This window comes from Alteromonas sp. ISO5 (genome assembly GCF_058105165.1).
The window spans coordinates 1725559-1741464 of record NZ_CM176572.1; the positions used below are offsets into that span (position 1 = coordinate 1725559).

Genomic DNA, 15906 nt, shown 5'->3' on the forward strand with positions numbered 1-15906 from the left:
CCCCTAATTATAAGGGACCAGCATTATTGTACATTGGCTGATAAATAATATGAAATCTAAACTTTATTCTCTGACTTTAATAAAATAAACTAATAAAATAAACTCTATTTACTTTATTTTTGTTGAAAACGTCTTCAGGATTGTTTATTGTTTGAGCGGTCAATTGGTGGCGCGTAAGCAGAGGCAGCGTACCACCCCCACAAACACGCTCATTAGCACGGTGATAGTAAGTGGTTTTGACGCTGGAATCAATCGAGTTTGAACCAGTTGAATTTCTGTCTCTGAATATACAGAGGAGGCTTTATGCCTAATTGTAAGCAAGATTCAGATTATATAGTCATTTTCAGGAGATATAAGAAAGGGAAAGATGGGAAATTGATGGATGCTTATAGCTATGGAAAGCGCGCGTGGCCTATCAAAATCAAGAAGAAGTAGTCTAAGTGGGAGAGTCATCTCCCACATTACAGTAGATGTAAATGGGAATTACAATGAACTTACTTAAAGATCCTTGGCTGTTATTTAACGTGCAACAACCCGATGGAAGTATCACTGAACAAACGTTGCCGATAACCGCCATTGCAAAGCCAGAAGTTATCGATTTTGCTTTACCCAGAGCAGATTTTCAGGGAGCCGCGTACCAGTTTGCGATTGGCTTGCTACAAACGTGTTTTGCACCTGACGATGAATTTCAGTGGCAAGATCACTATCTTGAGCCCCCAACAGAAGAATTGCTTTGGCAAATTTTAACAAAAGCCAAGCATGCATTTAATGTCATCGGCGAAGGCCCACTGTTTATGCAGGACTATGACAGTTTAGATGAGGCAAAGCCAGCCTCAATATCGGGTTTACTCATCGAAGCGCCAGGTGCTAATGGATTAAAGCTTAATACCGACCACTTTGTTAAACGGGGTATTGGTGAAGCGATGTCTTTGCCTATGGCAGTTTTGGCGCTTTTTACTCTCCAGATAAATGCACCTAGCGGTGGACAGGGGCATCGCACCGGTCTTCGTGGTGGCGGCCCGCTAACTACTTTGGTAATGCCACAAAATGAAAACTCCCCGCTCTGGCAAAAACTTTGGTTAAACGTGATGCCTAATGATGATCGTTATTCCACCCCAGATTTTCACAGTGACACTGTGTTCCCGTGGTTAGGTAGAACTCGAGTCAGTGCAAAGAAAGGGAGCGAGACTTATCAGAAAGATGTGCATCCGCTACATGTGTTCTGGGCGATGCCAAGACGCATTAGATTGGTTGTGGAGGAAATCACCGGTGAGTGTGGCCTGACCGGCAAGCATTGTAGTCAGTTGGTGAAGCTGTATAAAACGCAGAATTATGGTGCCAATTATGCGGGTTCGTGGACACACCCTCTAACGCCGTATAAACGAGATTTAAAAAAGCCTGAACAGGAAGACTTGTCGATTAAGGGCCAGCCTGGGGGGATTACTTATAAAATCTGGGATGTACTTACGCTAACAGGCTCCCCTGATGGCGGAAAAACTCAGCAGATGTGCGCGAGTGTGGTTAATTCGTTCAATAATCTGTTCAACGAAGACATTTTAGAAGATGTAGCAGCGCAGCCCAGATTATGGGCATTTGGTTACGACATGGACAATATGAAAGCCCGCGGGTGGTATTCGCAAACAATGCCGCTGTTTCAGGTTCCATCTACTAAGCAACAGAACATTCTAGAACACATTAAAGAGCTTCAGACTCTCGCCAATGATGCTCTTTGGCATTGCCGTAGCCAGATAAAAGCCGCGTGGTTTGATAAACCCGGTGATGCAAAAGGTGATTTTAGTTTTATTGATGTCGCCTTTTGGCAGCAAACCCAATCTGATTTCTTCACCGCTGTGCAGCAATTGATGAGCAGTGAATCATTTTATTTAACCTCACATGAAGCAAACCAATGGTTAGCCGCACTCAGAGAGGTGGCTTTGTTTTTATTTGATGAGTATGCGTTGTCTGAACTGGGTTGTGAACGCTCCATGGCGAAGCGAATTAGGGCAAGGAAAAGCCTGTTAAATGGGCTGTACTCAAAATCATTCAAAAATTTTGAAAAGGCGCACCAAATTGAGCCTATTAAGGAGACCAACTAATGAATAAGGACCTACTTCAACGCGGGTTAGTCACTGCACACCGCTGGTGGAAGTCCATGTATGCCAGTGCCAGCGATTTAAAAAAAGAGGGGATCCATGCTGCGCCAACGGTATGGAAAGCCGAACTAAGAAGAGCTGAATCTATTGATGCCGTATTGCTTTCTCAGGGGTTTAGAGCGCTGTGGTTATCGTTAGGTAGTGACATAACTGAAGGCAATGAAAAACAGGTGAGCCACAACATGCTTTGTTGGGCAGTGATTGCAGGCGCGCTTGTTTATGTAACAGAAAATCATGCCGAAAGCTTTGCTAAATTAGCCGGGATAAAGGGCGAGGCTGATAAACCTGTGGTGAGCGAATTGCGTTTTGCTCAACTGCAACAAGCACAAACGGTAGAAGAGTTTTTACGTCGTATCAGGCGGATTTTAAAACAGTTAAAAGGTAAGGCATCGGTAACTCAGTTAGCCAAAGATACCATTTACTGGTATCAGGAACTAACGTCAAATTACCCCAGGCAGGCTGACAAACGCATAGCGGTACGCTGGGCGATGGAATACTACCAGGCAAGTTAATTTAGATGCCTGAATAACTATTTTTTGAAAAAAGGATTAATCACATGAGCAAATTTATTCAACTTCACTTACTGACTTCCTATGCACCATCAAACTTAAACCGTGACGACCTTGGACGCCCAAAAACAGCAAAAATGGGCGGATTTGATCGTTTACGTGTGAGCTCACAAAGTTTAAAGAGAAATTGGCGTGTGTCTGAATTATTTGAAGAAGCCATGTCTGGCGAAATCGGCGTTCGCACCAAAAAGCTGGGAGATGAAGTATTTCATTCGTTGGTTGCTGGTGGTGTAAAAGAGAAGCAAGCGATCACCTGGGCTTCGACAATTGCTGGGGTGTTTGGCAAGGTTAAAAAAGACAAGCCTTTAGAAATTGAGCAACTTGCCCATATTAGTACGGCAGAAAAACAAGCTGTTTCGGCATTAGCGGAACTACTTTGCAATGAACAGCGAGATCCAAGCGCTGAGGAATTGAAATTGTTAAAAGCAGACCGGACTTCCGTTGATATTGCGCTGTTCGGCAGAATGCTGGCATCCAGCCCTGAGTTTAATGTAGAAGCAGCCTGTCAGGTTGCTCATTCAATAAGTGTTCACAAGGTACTGGTAGAAGATGACTATTTTACCGCGGTTGATGACTTAAACGATAGTAAAATAGGCACTGGCTCAGCTCATATTGGGGAGTCTAACTTTGCTGCGGCACTTTTTTATAGCTACATCTGCATTAACAAATCTCAATTGATAGACAACCTGGGCGGAAACGAAACGTTGGCGGATAACGCTATCAAAGCACTGACCGAAGCGGCAGTGAAAGTATCGCCCAAAGGCAAACAAAACAGCTTTGCTTCACGCGCCTACGCCAGTTATGTCATGGCAGAAAAAGGTGAGCAACAACCCCGTTCATTATCAGTATCATTTCTTAAACCGGTTCAGGACGAAGATATGGCTGATGCGGCAATCAACGCAATAGAAAAACAGACGATGAATTTTGACGCGGTTTACGGTAAGTGTGCAGATGCTCGCTATACCATTAATGCGGTAAAAGGCGAAGGTACGTTAAACGAATTATTAGACTTCGTTACAAAGTAATTGGAGCTGAACAATGAAAGCATATTTAGTCTTTCGGCTCTATGGACCAATGGCGAGCTGGGGCCTACCAGCAGTGGGAGGAGATAGAGCCACGGCAATCGCGCCCACACGTTCAGCATTACTTGGTTTACTTGGTGCTGCGTTAGGTATTAAGCGAGACAATACATCGAAAATAGAAGCGCTTCAACAAAGTGTTTCGTTTGGTGTTAAGCAGTGTGTGCCCAGCTCTATATTGCGTGATTACCATACCGCGCAGGTGCCATCAGAAAAAAGAGGAGTTACCCATCTAACTCGTAAAAGCGAGTTAAGTGAAGCAAAGCTCAATACTGTTTTATCCAGTAGGGATTACCGCTGTGATGGGGTTTGGATAGTGGCAGTTTGGCTGAGGACTAACCCACAGGTATCGCTGTTGGCCTTAAAAGAAGCGCTGGTGAGGCCTGTGTTTCCTCTCTACTTAGGGCGTAAATCTTGTCCCCTTGCCATACCACTTTCACCTAGGGTTTTCGGATCTGAGACGCTGCAGGAAGCTTTAGATACCGATTTCCCCCATGTTATTTCAGAACTATCAGATAAACATTGGCTTGGTGCTAACGGTTACGTAACTTACTTTTGGGAAGGTGCTGCGACTGAATTTGACAATGAACACACAGAGTCTTATCAGCCTTGGGACGAGCCGGTTCATCGTGGACGATGGCAGTTCAAACAGCGGACTATGCATCAATTAACAGTGCGGGAGGCGAGATAATGTTTTTATCAAAAGTCACAATGATGTCAAGCCCTCAAACTTCTCACGAACTTGCGAAGCTTCAGCACAACGGAGTTTATGCATCTCACCAGTTGATTTGGCAGCTGTTTTCAAACGACACAGAAAGATCGTTTTTGTATCGGGAAGAAATGGGTAATGTGGGTATGCCTGAATTTTATGTTCTTTCTAAAACTGAACCGCAAGCAAGGCTACCCATCTTTTCGTGTACAACAAAATTATTTGCTCCGAAATTAGAAAAAGGGCAGCGACTGTCATTCAAGCTAAGGAGTAATCCTACAGTGTGCACGAAAGGTGAGGATGGAAAGCAGCGCCGCCACGATGTCATGATGCAGGAGAAATATAATGCTAAAGATGAGCAACTAGACACTCAGTCGCTAAAGATGCGCATGGAGCAGGCTGCAATTAACTGGTTGAGCAACGAGAAAAGGTTGGTTGAATGGGGTATTTCTCTAGATTACCAACCTTTCATTGAAGGATATGCTCAGCATAAGGTCCAGAAAAAACGACATCAGATACAGTTTTCAAGCGTTGATTACCAGGGCATGTTAACGGTACAAAATCCCCTCAAGTTCATTAATCAATACGCCAAAGGATTTGGCAGAGCCAAAGGCATGGGATGCGGATTGATGATGATTAAGCGAGCGTAAAATAATCAAACAAGGACGTTTATGAAACCGAAACTACAAGTACTTGAACAAACCATTGCTACTAGGACTAAAAATGGCTGGGAGTATATTTGTATTACTGATATTGCAAAATATAAGAACTCGGCCCGTTCTGATGATCTTATTCGAAACTGGTTGAGAAACCGTAACACTATCGAATTTTTGGGAATTTGGGAGCAGCTCAACAATGCGGATTTTAATCCCGTGGAATTCGACGGCGTTAAAACAGAAGCCGGGTTGAATAGCTTTACGCTTACCCCAAAGCAGTGAATAGAAAAAACTAGTGCTATTGGACTTATTTCCAAAGCGAGCCGCTATGGTGGTACCTATGCGCAAAAAGACATCGCGTTCGCCAGTTGGATTTCTGTTGAAATTGGTTTGTCTGGCCAACATGGAATCCATGAACGCGCATTTTGTACAGGCGGGCATCGGGCAAAGTGAGAGGATAGTTAAATTGAATGAACTGGCTATTCAGCAAATGAAGATGTTAATCGCGGCTAATATTGCAAAGAATACCTTGTTAAGGGGGTAAGCATGGCATTCATTCCACTTAAACCTATTCCTTTAAAAGATCGCAATTCTATGATTTTCGTTGGTATGGGCCGCATCGATGTTAAAGACGGTGCGTTTGTGGTGATCGACGAGGTAAATGGCGAGCGAATGCACATTCCGGTGGGATCTGTTGTATGCATCATGCTTGAGCCTGGAACCAGGGTTTCGCACGCGGCCATAAAGTTGGCTGCTCAAGTAGGCACCCTTTTAATTTGGGTGGGTGAAGCTGGTGTGAGGCTATATGCAGCAGGACAACCCGGCGGCGCACGGTCTGACAAATTGCTATACCAGGCCAAACTCGCGCTGGACGAAAACCTCAGACTGAAAGTGGTTCGCAAAATGTTTGAATTGCGTTTTGGTGAGCCCGCTCCAGAGCGGCGAAGTGTTGATCAATTACGCGGTATTGAAGGAGCTCGCGTTCGTAAAACCTATGAATTACTTGCCAAGCAGTTTGGTGTTGAATGGCGAGGCCGTAAGTATGATCCCAAAGACTGGGAAAAAGGCGATGTCGTTAATCAATGCATCAGTGCAGCTACCTCCTGTTTATACGGTGTAACAGAAGCAGCGATTTTGGCGGCAGGGTACGCCCCCGCAATTGGTTTTATTCATTCAGGTAAGCCTTTATCCTTCGTATATGATATGGCTGACATCATCAAATTCGAATCTGTTGTACCTGAAGCGTTCAAGATAGCTTCAAAACATCCCCGTAGCCCTGATAGGGAAGTTCGCATAGCCTGCCGCAATATTTTCAGGGAAACCAAGCTATTAAACCGCCTTATTCCGTTAATTGAAGAAGTGTTGAGTGCTGGCGAAATCACTCCCCCTCAAGCGCCGGAAGATAGTCAACCACCTGCGATACCAGAGCCGCAAAGTATTGGTGACGAAGGTCACCGAACGGGATAAATTATGGCAATGTTAACTATAGTCACAGAAGCGGTACCACCAAGGTTAAGAGGACGTTTAGCTGTGTGGCTTTTAGAGGTAAGAGCTGGTGTATATGTTGGTAATGTTTCCAGGCGAATTCGCGAGATGCTCTGGTATCAGATTACTGAGCTGGCTGAAGATGGCAATGTAGTCATGGCGTGGTCAACTAATAATGAGTCCGGCTTTGAGTTTCAAACCTATGGTGAAAACAGGCGAGAACCTATTGACGTTGATGGTCTCAGACTTGTGCGTTTTTTACCTGCTGATTTTGACTGATTTTAGACTAAGTTCGATCTTTAAAAATCTGGTAGATTTTTCCATTGGATTATTTCCTTTATAGATCAATTGTCTATAATTGGAGTGTTCCCCGTACCCACGGGGATGAACCGAAGAAAGAGAAGAAGAAAAAAGAGAGAAGAGAGTGTTCCCCGTACCCACGGGGATGAACCGCAGCAATACTATTGCTCAACGACTGGTGCAACGTGTTCCCCGTACCCACGGGGATGAACCGAACGCCAGCAAACCATTGCCAATGCGCGGTTAGTGTTCCCCGTACCCACGGGGATGAACCGCTTGATAGTGAGACATTTACCGATGGCTGCCCGTGTTCCCCGTACCCACGGGGATGAACCGGCCATAGGTGATTTACAAACCTTTACGAACGTGTGTTCCCCGTACCCACGGGGATGAACCGCCTTGGCCCACACCATGATTGGTTATGATGCCGTGTTCCCCGTACCCACGGGGATGAACCGACATTCCATAAATGAAATGGTTTATTGCTGGGGTGTTCCCCGTACCCACGGGGATGAACCGCGTCAGGGTTCCACTTGATCCGCATGGGTCAAGTGTTCCCCGTACCCACGGGGATGAACCGACCAGAGTCAACCCTGATAGCTACGTTTTCAAGTGTTCCCCGTACCCACGGGGATGAACCGGCTCCATTTGTTATTATGCCATCTGATACAACGTGTTCCCCGTACCCACGGGGATGAACCGGCGCCATAAAGACGCCTTGCATGCGGGTTTACGTGTTCCCCGTACCCACGGGGATGAACCGTCATGGTTGCAATAACTCAGCCTGTAAAACTTGTGTTCCCCGTACCCACGGGGATGAACCGCTAACGACTTCGCTTCTGATTACGGTACTGCAGTGTTCCCCGTACCCACGGGGATGAACCGCCCAACGACTGACGGAATTTCTGCAGTATGCCGTGTTCCCCGTACCCACGGGGATGAACCGCCTTCAATGAAACAGCCAGTGAAGCTGGTGTTGTGTTCCCCGTACCCACGGGGATGAACCGCAATTACACCTTTGTTCGACAAACATCTTATTGTGTTCCCCGTACCCACGGGGATGAACCGGACATCTACAGAGCATTTCTTTAGTTCAACTTGTGTTCCCCGTACCCACGGGGATGAACCGCTGCTATTTGCGCTATCAATGATTATCAGCGAGTGTTCCCCGTACCCACGGGGATGAACCGTGGCTTTACGTGAGAATGGGGATATCGATGATGTGTTCCCCGTACCCACGGGGATGAACCGTTCGCCATGAGTCGGATGCGCCGACCTCACCGGTGTTCCCCGTACCCACGGGGATGAACCGCATAAAGAGCAGGTTGTTACTTCGCCATATATGTGTTCCCCGTACCCACGGGGATGAACCGAAAACGGTAATGTGCCGCCTCAACGAGCAGGTGTGTTCCCCGTACCCACGGGGATGAACCGAAGTTCGAGACCATGCCATTAAAATTCAAACAGTGTTCCCCGTACCCACGGGGATGAACCGCAAACGGAGAAGTATTGCGGATACCATTTTTAGTGTTCCCCGTACCCACGGGGATGAACCGTTGATACGCTTGCATAATGGCCGTTTATTGCGGTGTTCCCCGTACCCACGGGGATGAACCGGATATACGGAGCGTTATCGAGCTCTTGGCATAGTGTTCCCCGTACCCACGGGGATGAACCGCCCAAATGCATCTTACGCGATGAGGCCTATATGTGTTCCCCGTACCCACGGGGATGAACCGTAATCCATAGCGGCGATTTTGAGTCTATAAAAGTGTTCCCCGTACCCACGGGGATGAACCGTGATAGTAATTGGCGTGATGTATTTATCTGCAGTGTTCCCCGTACCCACGGGGATGAACCGCGAGTCTTGAACGTGGTAGTTTCAGTGCCCTTGTGTTCCCCGTACCCACGGGGATGAACCGTATTCATTACGAGGCGACCACAGTTCGCACGTGTGTTCCCCGTACCCACGGGGATGAACCGGTGGTTCACAACGAGGGTTATAATATTCCCAGGTGTTCCCCGTACCCACGGGGATGAACCGATTAGGGTAATAACTCTTTACGTCAACATCAAGTGTTCCCCGTACCCACGGGGATGAACCGTGAGGTTTGTCGTACAAGAAGTTACTTCGCATGTGTTCACATTGCCCACGCAAGAGGTGTTTCCAAAAGGGTTGGCTCAGGACTTTATGTGACTGGTGGTTATTCTTCAAAAATAAGGGCTGAAATCCTTTAATCATTCCTAAGTCTGGGCTATGGTGAAGGTAATAAATATAACAATTTATTGGTTGAAAGTACGCTATGTCTGAGTTGCCACCTCCCGCCTGGATACGTTCGAATAACAACAAGGGCGATTATGCTGCCGAATGCATGCCTATCGTTGTAACTCAGCGTTACCCGGATGGGCTGGTGTGTACTACGCCACTCTATATTCAAATTGACAGTTATACTCCAGAGCCCAGTTGGATAAGTGGACTGTTGTTAAACATCAGCTCGCGCATCGTAGAGTGGCGAAACACACTGCTCCACCGCATCTAAGTTATTGCACCCAGTCCATCTGATAGCCACGGCTTTTCTTGCGTTTCATCAGATCTTCAATCAGTGGTGTTAAAATAAGCTCCATGGCCAGGCCCATCTTTCCACCGGGCACAACCAGTGTGTTGATGCGTGACATAAAGGATCCGTCGATCATTTGTAACAAGTAAGGAAAATCCACGTTTTTCATTTCCCGGCGGAAACGCACTACAACAAAGCTTTCATCCTGAGTGGGGATTTCACGGGCGCTGAACGGGTTGGAGGTATCTACCGTTGGAACACGCTGAAAGTTAATGTGGGTACGGGAAAACTGTGGCGTAATATAATGGAAGTAATCGTCCAGACCGCGCACAATGCTGCTCATTACGGCTTCTCTTGAATGTCCCCGATCAGTGGTGTCACGCACGATCTTTTGGATCCATTCAAGGTTGACAATGGGTACCATGCCAACCAGCAAATCTACATACTGAGACACGTCGATGTCTTCAGTTTTTACGCCGCCATGTAAGCCTTCGTAAAACAACAAATCGGTGCTGGATGGTAATTCCTGCCAGGGCGTAAAGGTACCGGGCATCTGATTAAATGGCACCGCATCATCGAAGGTATGCAAATACTGGCGAAACCGGCCAGTGCCATCTTCTGCATACTGGTTGAATAAGGTTTCGAGCAACGAGAAATCATTAGCTTTCGGCCCGAAATAGCTGATGTGGCGCCCTTGCTCCTGCGCTTTTCGTATTTCTACTTCCATTTCCGGACGGGTAAAACGGTGAAAGCTGTCGCCGCCAACATAAGCCGCATCAATGTTCAGGTTGCGAAAAATATGCCGAATCGCATTGGTGGTGGTTGTGGTGCCGGAACCAGATGAACCGGTAATAGCAATAATGGGGTGTTTTACCGACATGCGCACTCTTTTGGGCTGATGGTGATCCGAAATACCAGACTCTTAGTTGGTCTGTGTCAGATACTCAATAAGATAATCCCTATTTATAAGCTGGTGAGCGCCAATAATCAACCCTGACGCGAATCCGGTTCCTGCCGGACTGGTAGTGATTTACCGCAGTGAGGACAGTACGAATAAGGGGTTGAGCGTTGGTTTTGCTGACTATATTCCTGCGCAATATCGATCAATAAATTGGCCTGGTCATCGTCCAGCCCCAGTGTTTCCCGGAGCTGATTTAAGCGGGATAATTCGTGCGGTGATAAGCTGCCATCGGAAATGACTTCCATCACATGCTTGCGGAAGGTATCGCGTCGCAGGCGTAACTGTTCTGATAAACGGGAAGCGAGAATACCCGCCGGCAGGGCGAATATCCCTACGCCTAAAATGGTGATCGCACCGCTGAACACTTTACCCAGCGGTGTAATGGGCGTGACATCTCCGTAGCCAACAGTGGTCAGTGTATTGATTGCCCACCACAGCGCCGCCGGAATGCTGCCAAAGGCTTCAGGCTGGGCGTGCTGTTCTATGTAGTACATGCCGGTGGCCGCCAGCACCATTACAATCACCAATACCGAGACGGCAGCAGTCAGCACACGCAGCTCTTTGCGTATAACAATATAAAGCAGGTTTACCGAGCGAGAATAGCGGCCGAGTTTGATTAGCCTGGTCAGACGCAACAGGCGCAGAATACGTAAATCAAAGGCAATAAACATGCTCAGATAAAATGGCAATATTGCGGCGAGATCGACTAATGCCATCGGTGTGAACATATAGCGCAGGCGCTGTTGCCATGACTTGGTATAGGGTGCCTGACGGTAACTGGTGGTTTGTGGAGCACTGGTAGAACTCCACACCCGAGCCAGATATTCAATTGTAAAAACCGCCACTGAAAACACCTCAAAAGCATAGAGTTGAGGATGCCATTGTTGGTGGAGTTCAGACTCGGTTGATGCCATAACCGCTACAGTGTTGAGTAAAATTAACAGGATTAAAAAAATATCAAAGGCCCGGCTAACGTAATCCCCTTTACGGTAAGGCTCCAGGATATGATAAATACGATCGCGTAACGGGTTATGGTTCATGGTAACTCCTTGATATTCCGTCTGGTTACTCTACCGGTCAGTGATGATGTTCAGCAAGTGTGGCTGTTAGTCAGGGTTGAGCTACCGCAATGTATCGGCATTTTTTAAAGTTGTGTAATTTTTCTGTGCTACCGAAGACTACCTTTATACCCTTCTGATTTACAGGATAATCAATATGGAATTTTTAACGCCGTTTTTTGAGAATATAACGCCCGCGCAGTATGCCGTTGTGGGATCGTCAGTCTTGCTGATGTGGTTTTTACCGGCCATAGTGGCGCTGGTGTTTAACCGCAAACAGGTCAAGTTAATTGCCCTGGCCTGTGTACCGGCTGGTTTTTCGCTGATTGCCTGGGGGGCGTAATGCTGTGGGCGCTAACGGGTAACATGGTCAATCGGCTTAATAAGAAGCCAGCTCCTCAGGAATAATGGATTGTTTTGTCGCAGACACTAAAAAGCCGCTCCAAAGAGCGGCTTGTTCTGATAAATGCTATTAAGCGAGACCAGCTTGTTCCCGCGCCATTGCCCGGTAGGCAATATCATTACGGAAATACACGTCCTTCCAATCGATAGCTTTAACCAGTTGATAGGCTTGCTGCTGGGCCTCGGTAACACTATTACCCAGTGCCGTGGCACAAAGCACCCGGCCACCACTGGTAACTACTTCGCCGTCTTTCAGTGCAGTGCCTGCATGAAACACTTTGCCGTCGAGTTTGGCGGCTTCGTCTAAGCCGGAGATCACGTCGCCTTTGGCATAATCGGCAGGGTAGCCACCGGCTGCCAGCACTACACCTACGGCAGCGCGGGAGTCGAAGCCAATCTCAACACCTTCCAGCTCACCGTCACAGGCTTTCAGACACAGAGCCACCAGATCGGACTGCAAACGCAGCATTATCGGCTGGGTTTCCGGGTCACCGAAGCGACAGTTATACTCGATTACCTTGGGCGTGCCGTCGGCCATAATCATCAGGCCGGCGTATAAAAAGCCGGTGTAGGGATACCCTTCACTGGCCATGCCGGCCACTGTTGGGTTGATGACTTCGTCCATAATGCGCTGGTGGATATCGAGCGTAACGACTGGTGCGGGCGAATAGGCACCCATGCCGCCTGTGTTAGGGCCGGTATCGCCATCGCCCATACGTTTGTGATCCTGACTGGTGGCAAACGCCGCGACGTTCTTGCCATCGACCATCACAATGAAAGAAGCCTCTTCACCGTCAAGGAATTCCTCAATAACCACACGGCTACCGGCTTCTCCGAAGGCGTTTCCAGCCAGCATGTCTTTAATGGCGTCTTCGGCTTCTTCCAGGGTCATGGCGACAATCACACCTTTACCAGCAGCCAGACCGTCGGCCTTCACCACGATAGGGGCACCTTTTTCACGCACGTAAGCCAGCGCTGGTTCAATCTCGGTGAAATTCTGGTAATCGGCGGTTGGAATGTTGTGGCGGGCCAGAAAGTCTTTGGTAAAGGCTTTAGAACCTTCCAACTGTGCAGCGCCCTTGCTTGGCCCGAAAATCTTAAGACCTTCAGCCTCAAAGGCATCTACTACACCTATTACCAGTGGCGCTTCCGGTCCAACAATGGTTAGCCCGATTGCGTTCTCTTTGGCAAATGCCACCAATGCTTCTACGTCAGTCGCTGAAATATCAACATTCGTTAAGCCCGCTTCGGTGGCTGTGCCGGCATTACCCGGCGCAACAAATACATCGGTTACGCCAATGGATTGTGACGCTTTCCAGGCCAGCGCGTGTTCGCGGCCACCACCGCCAATTACAAGTACCTTCATTAAAAGTGTTCCGTAAAGTTATTCAGGTTTCATAAATTTTAGGGTCATTCGGTCACTTTCACCAATGGCCAGGTAGTGAGCCCGTTTTTCATCGCCCAGTCTCAGGCTTGGTGGTAGTGTCCAGACTCCCCGTGGATGATCTGCATTATCCATTGCGTTTGCGTTAATCTCGCTGGTTGCCAGCAGCTCAAAGCCGGCTTTTTCTGCCATCTCAATCACGTACGATTGTTTCATGTAGCCAGATGATTCCATTTTATCGTCGGCATCAGACTCCGGTAAACGGTGATCAACAACACCCAGAATACCGCCTGGTTTCAGCGCTTTAAAAAAGGTCTTCATGGCATTTTTCACGCCATTCTCTTTGTCGGCCATATACCAGTTGTGCACGTTACGGAATGTCAGTACGCGATCGGCACTGCCGGCTTTGGCGACATCGAGTTGCTCGAGCGGATCAAAAGCGGTTAGCTCTACCGCGCTAAACGGCCCATCACTGGCCATTTTGTCTTTGAAGTTGGCTAACAGGCGGTTGTAGTAGCTGGGAGAGTTTGCTTTCACATTAAAGTGAGCTGCTACCAGTTTACCGTCTTCTTCCAGCAATGGCGCCAGAATGTCAGAGTACCAGCCACCGCCAGGCAGAATTTCCACTACGGTCATGTCAGGCTGAACGTCAAAAAAGCGCAGGGTTTGCTGGGGGTGACGATATTCGTCACGCAGACGCGCCTGGCTCGAACGTGTATCGCTGGCTACTGCATCAGCAATGGCATCGGCATTGGCTGTAAAAGCCGGTGTCGCCAGTAAGCTGGCAAGTAATAGAACCGCAGATTTACGCATTGATATTTCCCTTCTGTCATTAACAACGTGTTGTTTATACTGCATTACTCATCAGATCGTTTAATGAGCAATCACTATTGCGCTAGCCTAACACAAAATTTTTACATTCGTGATGTCAGGCCAGCACAAAAACACGTTACACAGCGTATGCTGAATTAGTGACGGAAGTGACGCATGCCGGTAAACACCATGGCAATGCCGTGTTCATCTGCAGCGGCGATAACTTCATCGTCACGCATGGAGCCACCTGGTTGGATAACCGCCTTAATGCCAGCGGCGGCGGCTGCATCAATGCCGTCGCGGAATGGGAAGAACGCATCAGAAGCCATTACTGAGCCGGCTACTTCCAGCTCTTCATCCGCCGCTTTAATGCCGGCAATCTTGGCCGAGTAAACACGGCTCATCTGGCCGGCGCCCACACCAATGGTCATACTGTCTTTGCAGTATACAATGGCATTAGACTTAACATACTTAGCCACTTTCCAGCAGAACATCAGGTCACGCAGTTGTGCTTCGGTAGGTTGGGCTTTGGTGACTACTTTCAGGTCTTCCATTTCCACCATGCCAAAGTCACGTTCCTGGATCAGCAAACCGCCGTTAACCCGTTTAAAGTCGTAACCTTCAGTTAACTGGCCAGCCCAGTCACCGCAAACCAACAGGCGTACGTTTTTCTTGGTCGCCACAATGTCAGTCGCAGCCTGAGAAACGGATGGCGCGATGATGACTTCAACAAACTGACGGTCAATAATAGCCTGTGCAGTAGTAGCATCCAGCTCGCGGTTAAATGCGATAATGCCGCCGAATGCTGAAGTCGGGTCGGTTTTAAAGGCGCGGTCGTAGGCCTCAAGAATATTTTCACCCAGTGCGACACCACAAGGGTTGGCGTGCTTAACAATAACGCAGGCGGGTTCGTTGAACTCTTTCACACACTCTAAAGCGGCGTCAGTATCGGCGATGTTGTTGAAGGACAGCTCTTTTCCATTTAACTGAGTAGCGGTGGCAACCGAGGCTTCCTGAATGTTGTTTTCAACATAGAAAGCCGCAGACTGATGGCTGTTTTCGCCGTAGCGCAGATCCTGCTTTTTGCTGACCTGAATATTATAGGTCCGCGGGAACTCGCTGTGCTCGTGCTCGCAGTCGTCAGCACAGTCGGTTGAGTCCAGACGTGCGCCGAAGTAGTTAGCGATCATGCCATCGTATTCGGCAGTGTGTTCAAATGCTTTAATCGCTAAATCGAAACGGGTGTTGTAGGTCAGTGATCCTTCGTTGCCCTGCATTTCACTGAGTACGCGTGGGTAATCGGCAGCATTCACCACAATGGTTACATCTTTGTGGTTTTTCGCCGCAGCACGTACCATGGTTGGTCCGCCGATATCGATATTCTCGATGGCATCTTCTAAGGTGCAGTCTTCTTTTGCCACAGTGGCCGCAAACGGATACAGGTTCACGGCAACTAAATCGATGGGGCCAATGTTATTTTCTGCCATCACCGCTTCGTCGGTACCACGACGGGCTAAGATGCCACCATGAATTTTAGGATGTAAGGTTTTCACCCGGCCGTCCATAATCTCTGGGTGTCCTGTGTAGTTTGACACTTCAATAACGGGCAGCCCCTTGTCAGCGAGTAGCTTGGCGGTGCCACCTGTCGACAGCAGCTCAACGCCTGCTTCGTGTAACGCTGTCGCGAACTCAACAATGCCGGTTTTGTCTGAAACGCTTAACAGGGCTCGTTTGATAGGTTTTGGTGTTTCCATAGTGGTATTTTGCTTCGATGAGGTT

General features: G+C 48.0%; 16 protein-coding genes and 1 CRISPR repeat array. Of the genes, 11 read left to right on the forward strand and 5 right to left on the reverse strand.

The window, feature by feature from the left end; translation table 11 throughout:
• Nucleotides 1–488: 488 nt before the first annotated feature.
• From casA to AC2T0J_RS07935, 10 genes are all read left to right on the forward strand, one after another.
• On the forward strand, nt 489–2096 hold the full coding sequence (casA, locus tag AC2T0J_RS07890; protein ID WP_489809588.1) for a type I-E CRISPR-associated protein Cse1/CasA: 1608 nt from the start codon (nt 489–491) through the stop codon (nt 2094–2096).
• On the forward strand, nt 2096–2665 hold the full coding sequence (gene casB, locus AC2T0J_RS07895) for a type I-E CRISPR-associated protein Cse2/CasB (RefSeq protein WP_489809589.1): 570 nt from the start codon (nt 2096–2098) through the stop codon (nt 2663–2665). The genes casA and casB overlap by 1 nt, the downstream gene beginning before the upstream one ends.
• Before the next feature lie 44 nt (nt 2666–2709).
• The gene (cas7e, locus tag AC2T0J_RS07900) at nt 2710–3747 is read left to right on the forward strand and encodes a type I-E CRISPR-associated protein Cas7/Cse4/CasC (protein WP_489809590.1); all 1038 of its coding nucleotides are present in this window, start codon (nt 2710–2712) and stop codon (nt 3745–3747) included.
• A 13-nt stretch (nt 3748–3760) separates the two neighbouring features.
• Nucleotides 3761–4492 carry a type I-E CRISPR-associated protein Cas5/CasD gene (gene cas5e, locus AC2T0J_RS07905; protein WP_489809591.1) on the forward strand — a complete coding sequence of 244 codons (732 nt, stop codon included), beginning with the start codon at nt 3761–3763 and terminating at the stop codon, nt 4490–4492.
• Complete coding sequence (gene cas6e / locus AC2T0J_RS07910; protein WP_489809592.1) at nt 4492–5160, forward strand: type I-E CRISPR-associated protein Cas6/Cse3/CasE; 669 nt, start codon at nt 4492–4494, stop codon at nt 5158–5160. Before cas5e ends, cas6e begins: the two co-directional genes overlap by 1 nt.
• A 21-nt stretch (nt 5161–5181) precedes the next feature.
• Entirely contained in the window at nt 5182–5448 is a 267-nt protein-coding gene (locus AC2T0J_RS07915) for a KilA-N domain-containing protein (RefSeq protein ID WP_489809593.1), read from the forward strand.
• A gap of 58 nt (nt 5449–5506) precedes the next feature.
• A complete protein-coding gene (locus AC2T0J_RS07920; RefSeq protein WP_489809594.1) occupies nt 5507–5710 on the forward strand; it encodes a hypothetical protein in 204 nt (67 codons plus the stop codon).
• A 2-nt stretch (nt 5711–5712) separates the two neighbouring features.
• Entirely contained in the window at nt 5713–6633 is a 921-nt protein-coding gene (gene cas1e / locus AC2T0J_RS07925; protein WP_489809595.1) for a type I-E CRISPR-associated endonuclease Cas1e, read from the forward strand.
• 3 nt (nt 6634–6636) lie between these two features.
• Nucleotides 6637–6930 (forward strand): type I-E CRISPR-associated endoribonuclease Cas2e, encoded by a 294-nt coding sequence (cas2e, locus tag AC2T0J_RS07930; RefSeq protein WP_489809596.1) that lies wholly within the window; start codon nt 6637–6639, stop codon nt 6928–6930.
• Between the two features lie 84 nt (nt 6931–7014).
• Nucleotides 7015–9056: direct repeats of the CRISPR family, unit length 29 nt; unit sequence GTGTTCCCCGTACCCACGGGGATGAACCG.
• Between the two features lie 198 nt (nt 9057–9254).
• Nucleotides 9255–9491 (forward strand): hypothetical protein, encoded by a 237-nt coding sequence (locus tag AC2T0J_RS07935; protein ID WP_489809597.1) that lies wholly within the window; start codon nt 9255–9257, stop codon nt 9489–9491.
• A gap of 1 nt (nt 9492) precedes the next feature.
• On the opposite strand, the gene AC2T0J_RS07940 is transcribed toward AC2T0J_RS07935, so the two are convergent.
• Both AC2T0J_RS07940 and AC2T0J_RS07945 read right to left on the reverse strand, forming a co-directional pair.
• The gene (locus AC2T0J_RS07940) at nt 9493–10389 is read right to left on the reverse strand and encodes a phosphoribulokinase (RefSeq protein ID WP_489809598.1); all 897 of its coding nucleotides are present in this window, start codon (nt 10387–10389) and stop codon (nt 9493–9495) included.
• A gap of 107 nt (nt 10390–10496) precedes the next feature.
• Nucleotides 10497–11510 (reverse strand): potassium channel family protein, encoded by a 1014-nt coding sequence (locus tag AC2T0J_RS07945; RefSeq protein WP_489809599.1) that lies wholly within the window; start codon nt 11508–11510, stop codon nt 10497–10499.
• A gap of 175 nt (nt 11511–11685) precedes the next feature.
• Between AC2T0J_RS07945 and AC2T0J_RS07950 the strand changes: the two genes are divergently transcribed.
• Nucleotides 11686–11871, forward strand: coding sequence for a superinfection immunity protein (locus tag AC2T0J_RS07950; RefSeq protein ID WP_489809600.1), 186 nt, complete (start codon nt 11686–11688; stop codon nt 11869–11871).
• Nucleotides 11872–12000: 129 nt separating this feature from the next.
• Here AC2T0J_RS07950 and purD read toward each other — a convergent pair whose 3' ends face one another.
• The 3 genes from purD to purH form a co-directional block, all read right to left on the reverse strand.
• Nucleotides 12001–13296 carry a phosphoribosylamine--glycine ligase gene (gene purD, locus AC2T0J_RS07955; protein WP_489809601.1) on the reverse strand — a complete coding sequence of 432 codons (1296 nt, stop codon included), beginning with the start codon at nt 13294–13296 and terminating at the stop codon, nt 12001–12003.
• An 18-nt stretch (nt 13297–13314) separates the two neighbouring features.
• Nucleotides 13315–14127 (reverse strand): class I SAM-dependent methyltransferase, encoded by an 813-nt coding sequence (locus tag AC2T0J_RS07960; protein WP_489809602.1) that lies wholly within the window; start codon nt 14125–14127, stop codon nt 13315–13317.
• Nucleotides 14128–14282: 155 nt separating this feature from the next.
• Nucleotides 14283–15881 (reverse strand): bifunctional phosphoribosylaminoimidazolecarboxamide formyltransferase/IMP cyclohydrolase, encoded by a 1599-nt coding sequence (gene purH, locus AC2T0J_RS07965; protein WP_489809603.1) that lies wholly within the window; start codon nt 15879–15881, stop codon nt 14283–14285.
• Nucleotides 15882–15906: the final 25 nt, after the last annotated feature.

What these genes read in the sequence shown, in the direction of transcription:
- AC2T0J_RS07945 (WP_489809599.1), bottom strand. Translation starts at nt 11,510, where the DNA reads ATGAACCATAACCCGTTACGCGATCGTATTTATCATATCCTGGAGCCT.
- AC2T0J_RS07940 (WP_489809598.1), bottom strand. Translation starts at nt 10,389, where the DNA reads ATGTCGGTAAAACACCCCATTATTGCTATTACCGGTTCATCTGGTTCC.
- cas1e (WP_489809595.1), top strand. Translation starts at nt 5,713, where the DNA reads ATGGCATTCATTCCACTTAAACCTATTCCTTTAAAAGATCGCAATTCT.
- AC2T0J_RS07950 (WP_489809600.1), top strand. Translation starts at nt 11,686, where the DNA reads ATGGAATTTTTAACGCCGTTTTTTGAGAATATAACGCCCGCGCAGTAT.
- AC2T0J_RS07935 (WP_489809597.1), top strand. Translation starts at nt 9,255, where the DNA reads ATGTCTGAGTTGCCACCTCCCGCCTGGATACGTTCGAATAACAACAAG.
- cas6e (WP_489809592.1), top strand. Translation starts at nt 4,492, where the DNA reads ATGTTTTTATCAAAAGTCACAATGATGTCAAGCCCTCAAACTTCTCAC.
- casB (WP_489809589.1), top strand. Translation starts at nt 2,096, where the DNA reads ATGAATAAGGACCTACTTCAACGCGGGTTAGTCACTGCACACCGCTGG.
- purH (WP_489809603.1), bottom strand. Translation starts at nt 15,881, where the DNA reads ATGGAAACACCAAAACCTATCAAACGAGCCCTGTTAAGCGTTTCAGAC.
- purD (WP_489809601.1), bottom strand. Translation starts at nt 13,296, where the DNA reads ATGAAGGTACTTGTAATTGGCGGTGGTGGCCGCGAACACGCGCTGGCC.
- AC2T0J_RS07920 (WP_489809594.1), top strand. Translation starts at nt 5,507, where the DNA reads ATGCGCAAAAAGACATCGCGTTCGCCAGTTGGATTTCTGTTGAAATTG.
- casA (WP_489809588.1), top strand. Translation starts at nt 489, where the DNA reads ATGAACTTACTTAAAGATCCTTGGCTGTTATTTAACGTGCAACAACCC.
- AC2T0J_RS07915 (WP_489809593.1), top strand. Translation starts at nt 5,182, where the DNA reads ATGAAACCGAAACTACAAGTACTTGAACAAACCATTGCTACTAGGACT.
- cas7e (WP_489809590.1), top strand. Translation starts at nt 2,710, where the DNA reads ATGAGCAAATTTATTCAACTTCACTTACTGACTTCCTATGCACCATCA.
- cas2e (WP_489809596.1), top strand. Translation starts at nt 6,637, where the DNA reads ATGGCAATGTTAACTATAGTCACAGAAGCGGTACCACCAAGGTTAAGA.
- AC2T0J_RS07960 (WP_489809602.1), bottom strand. Translation starts at nt 14,127, where the DNA reads ATGCGTAAATCTGCGGTTCTATTACTTGCCAGCTTACTGGCGACACCG.
- cas5e (WP_489809591.1), top strand. Translation starts at nt 3,761, where the DNA reads ATGAAAGCATATTTAGTCTTTCGGCTCTATGGACCAATGGCGAGCTGG.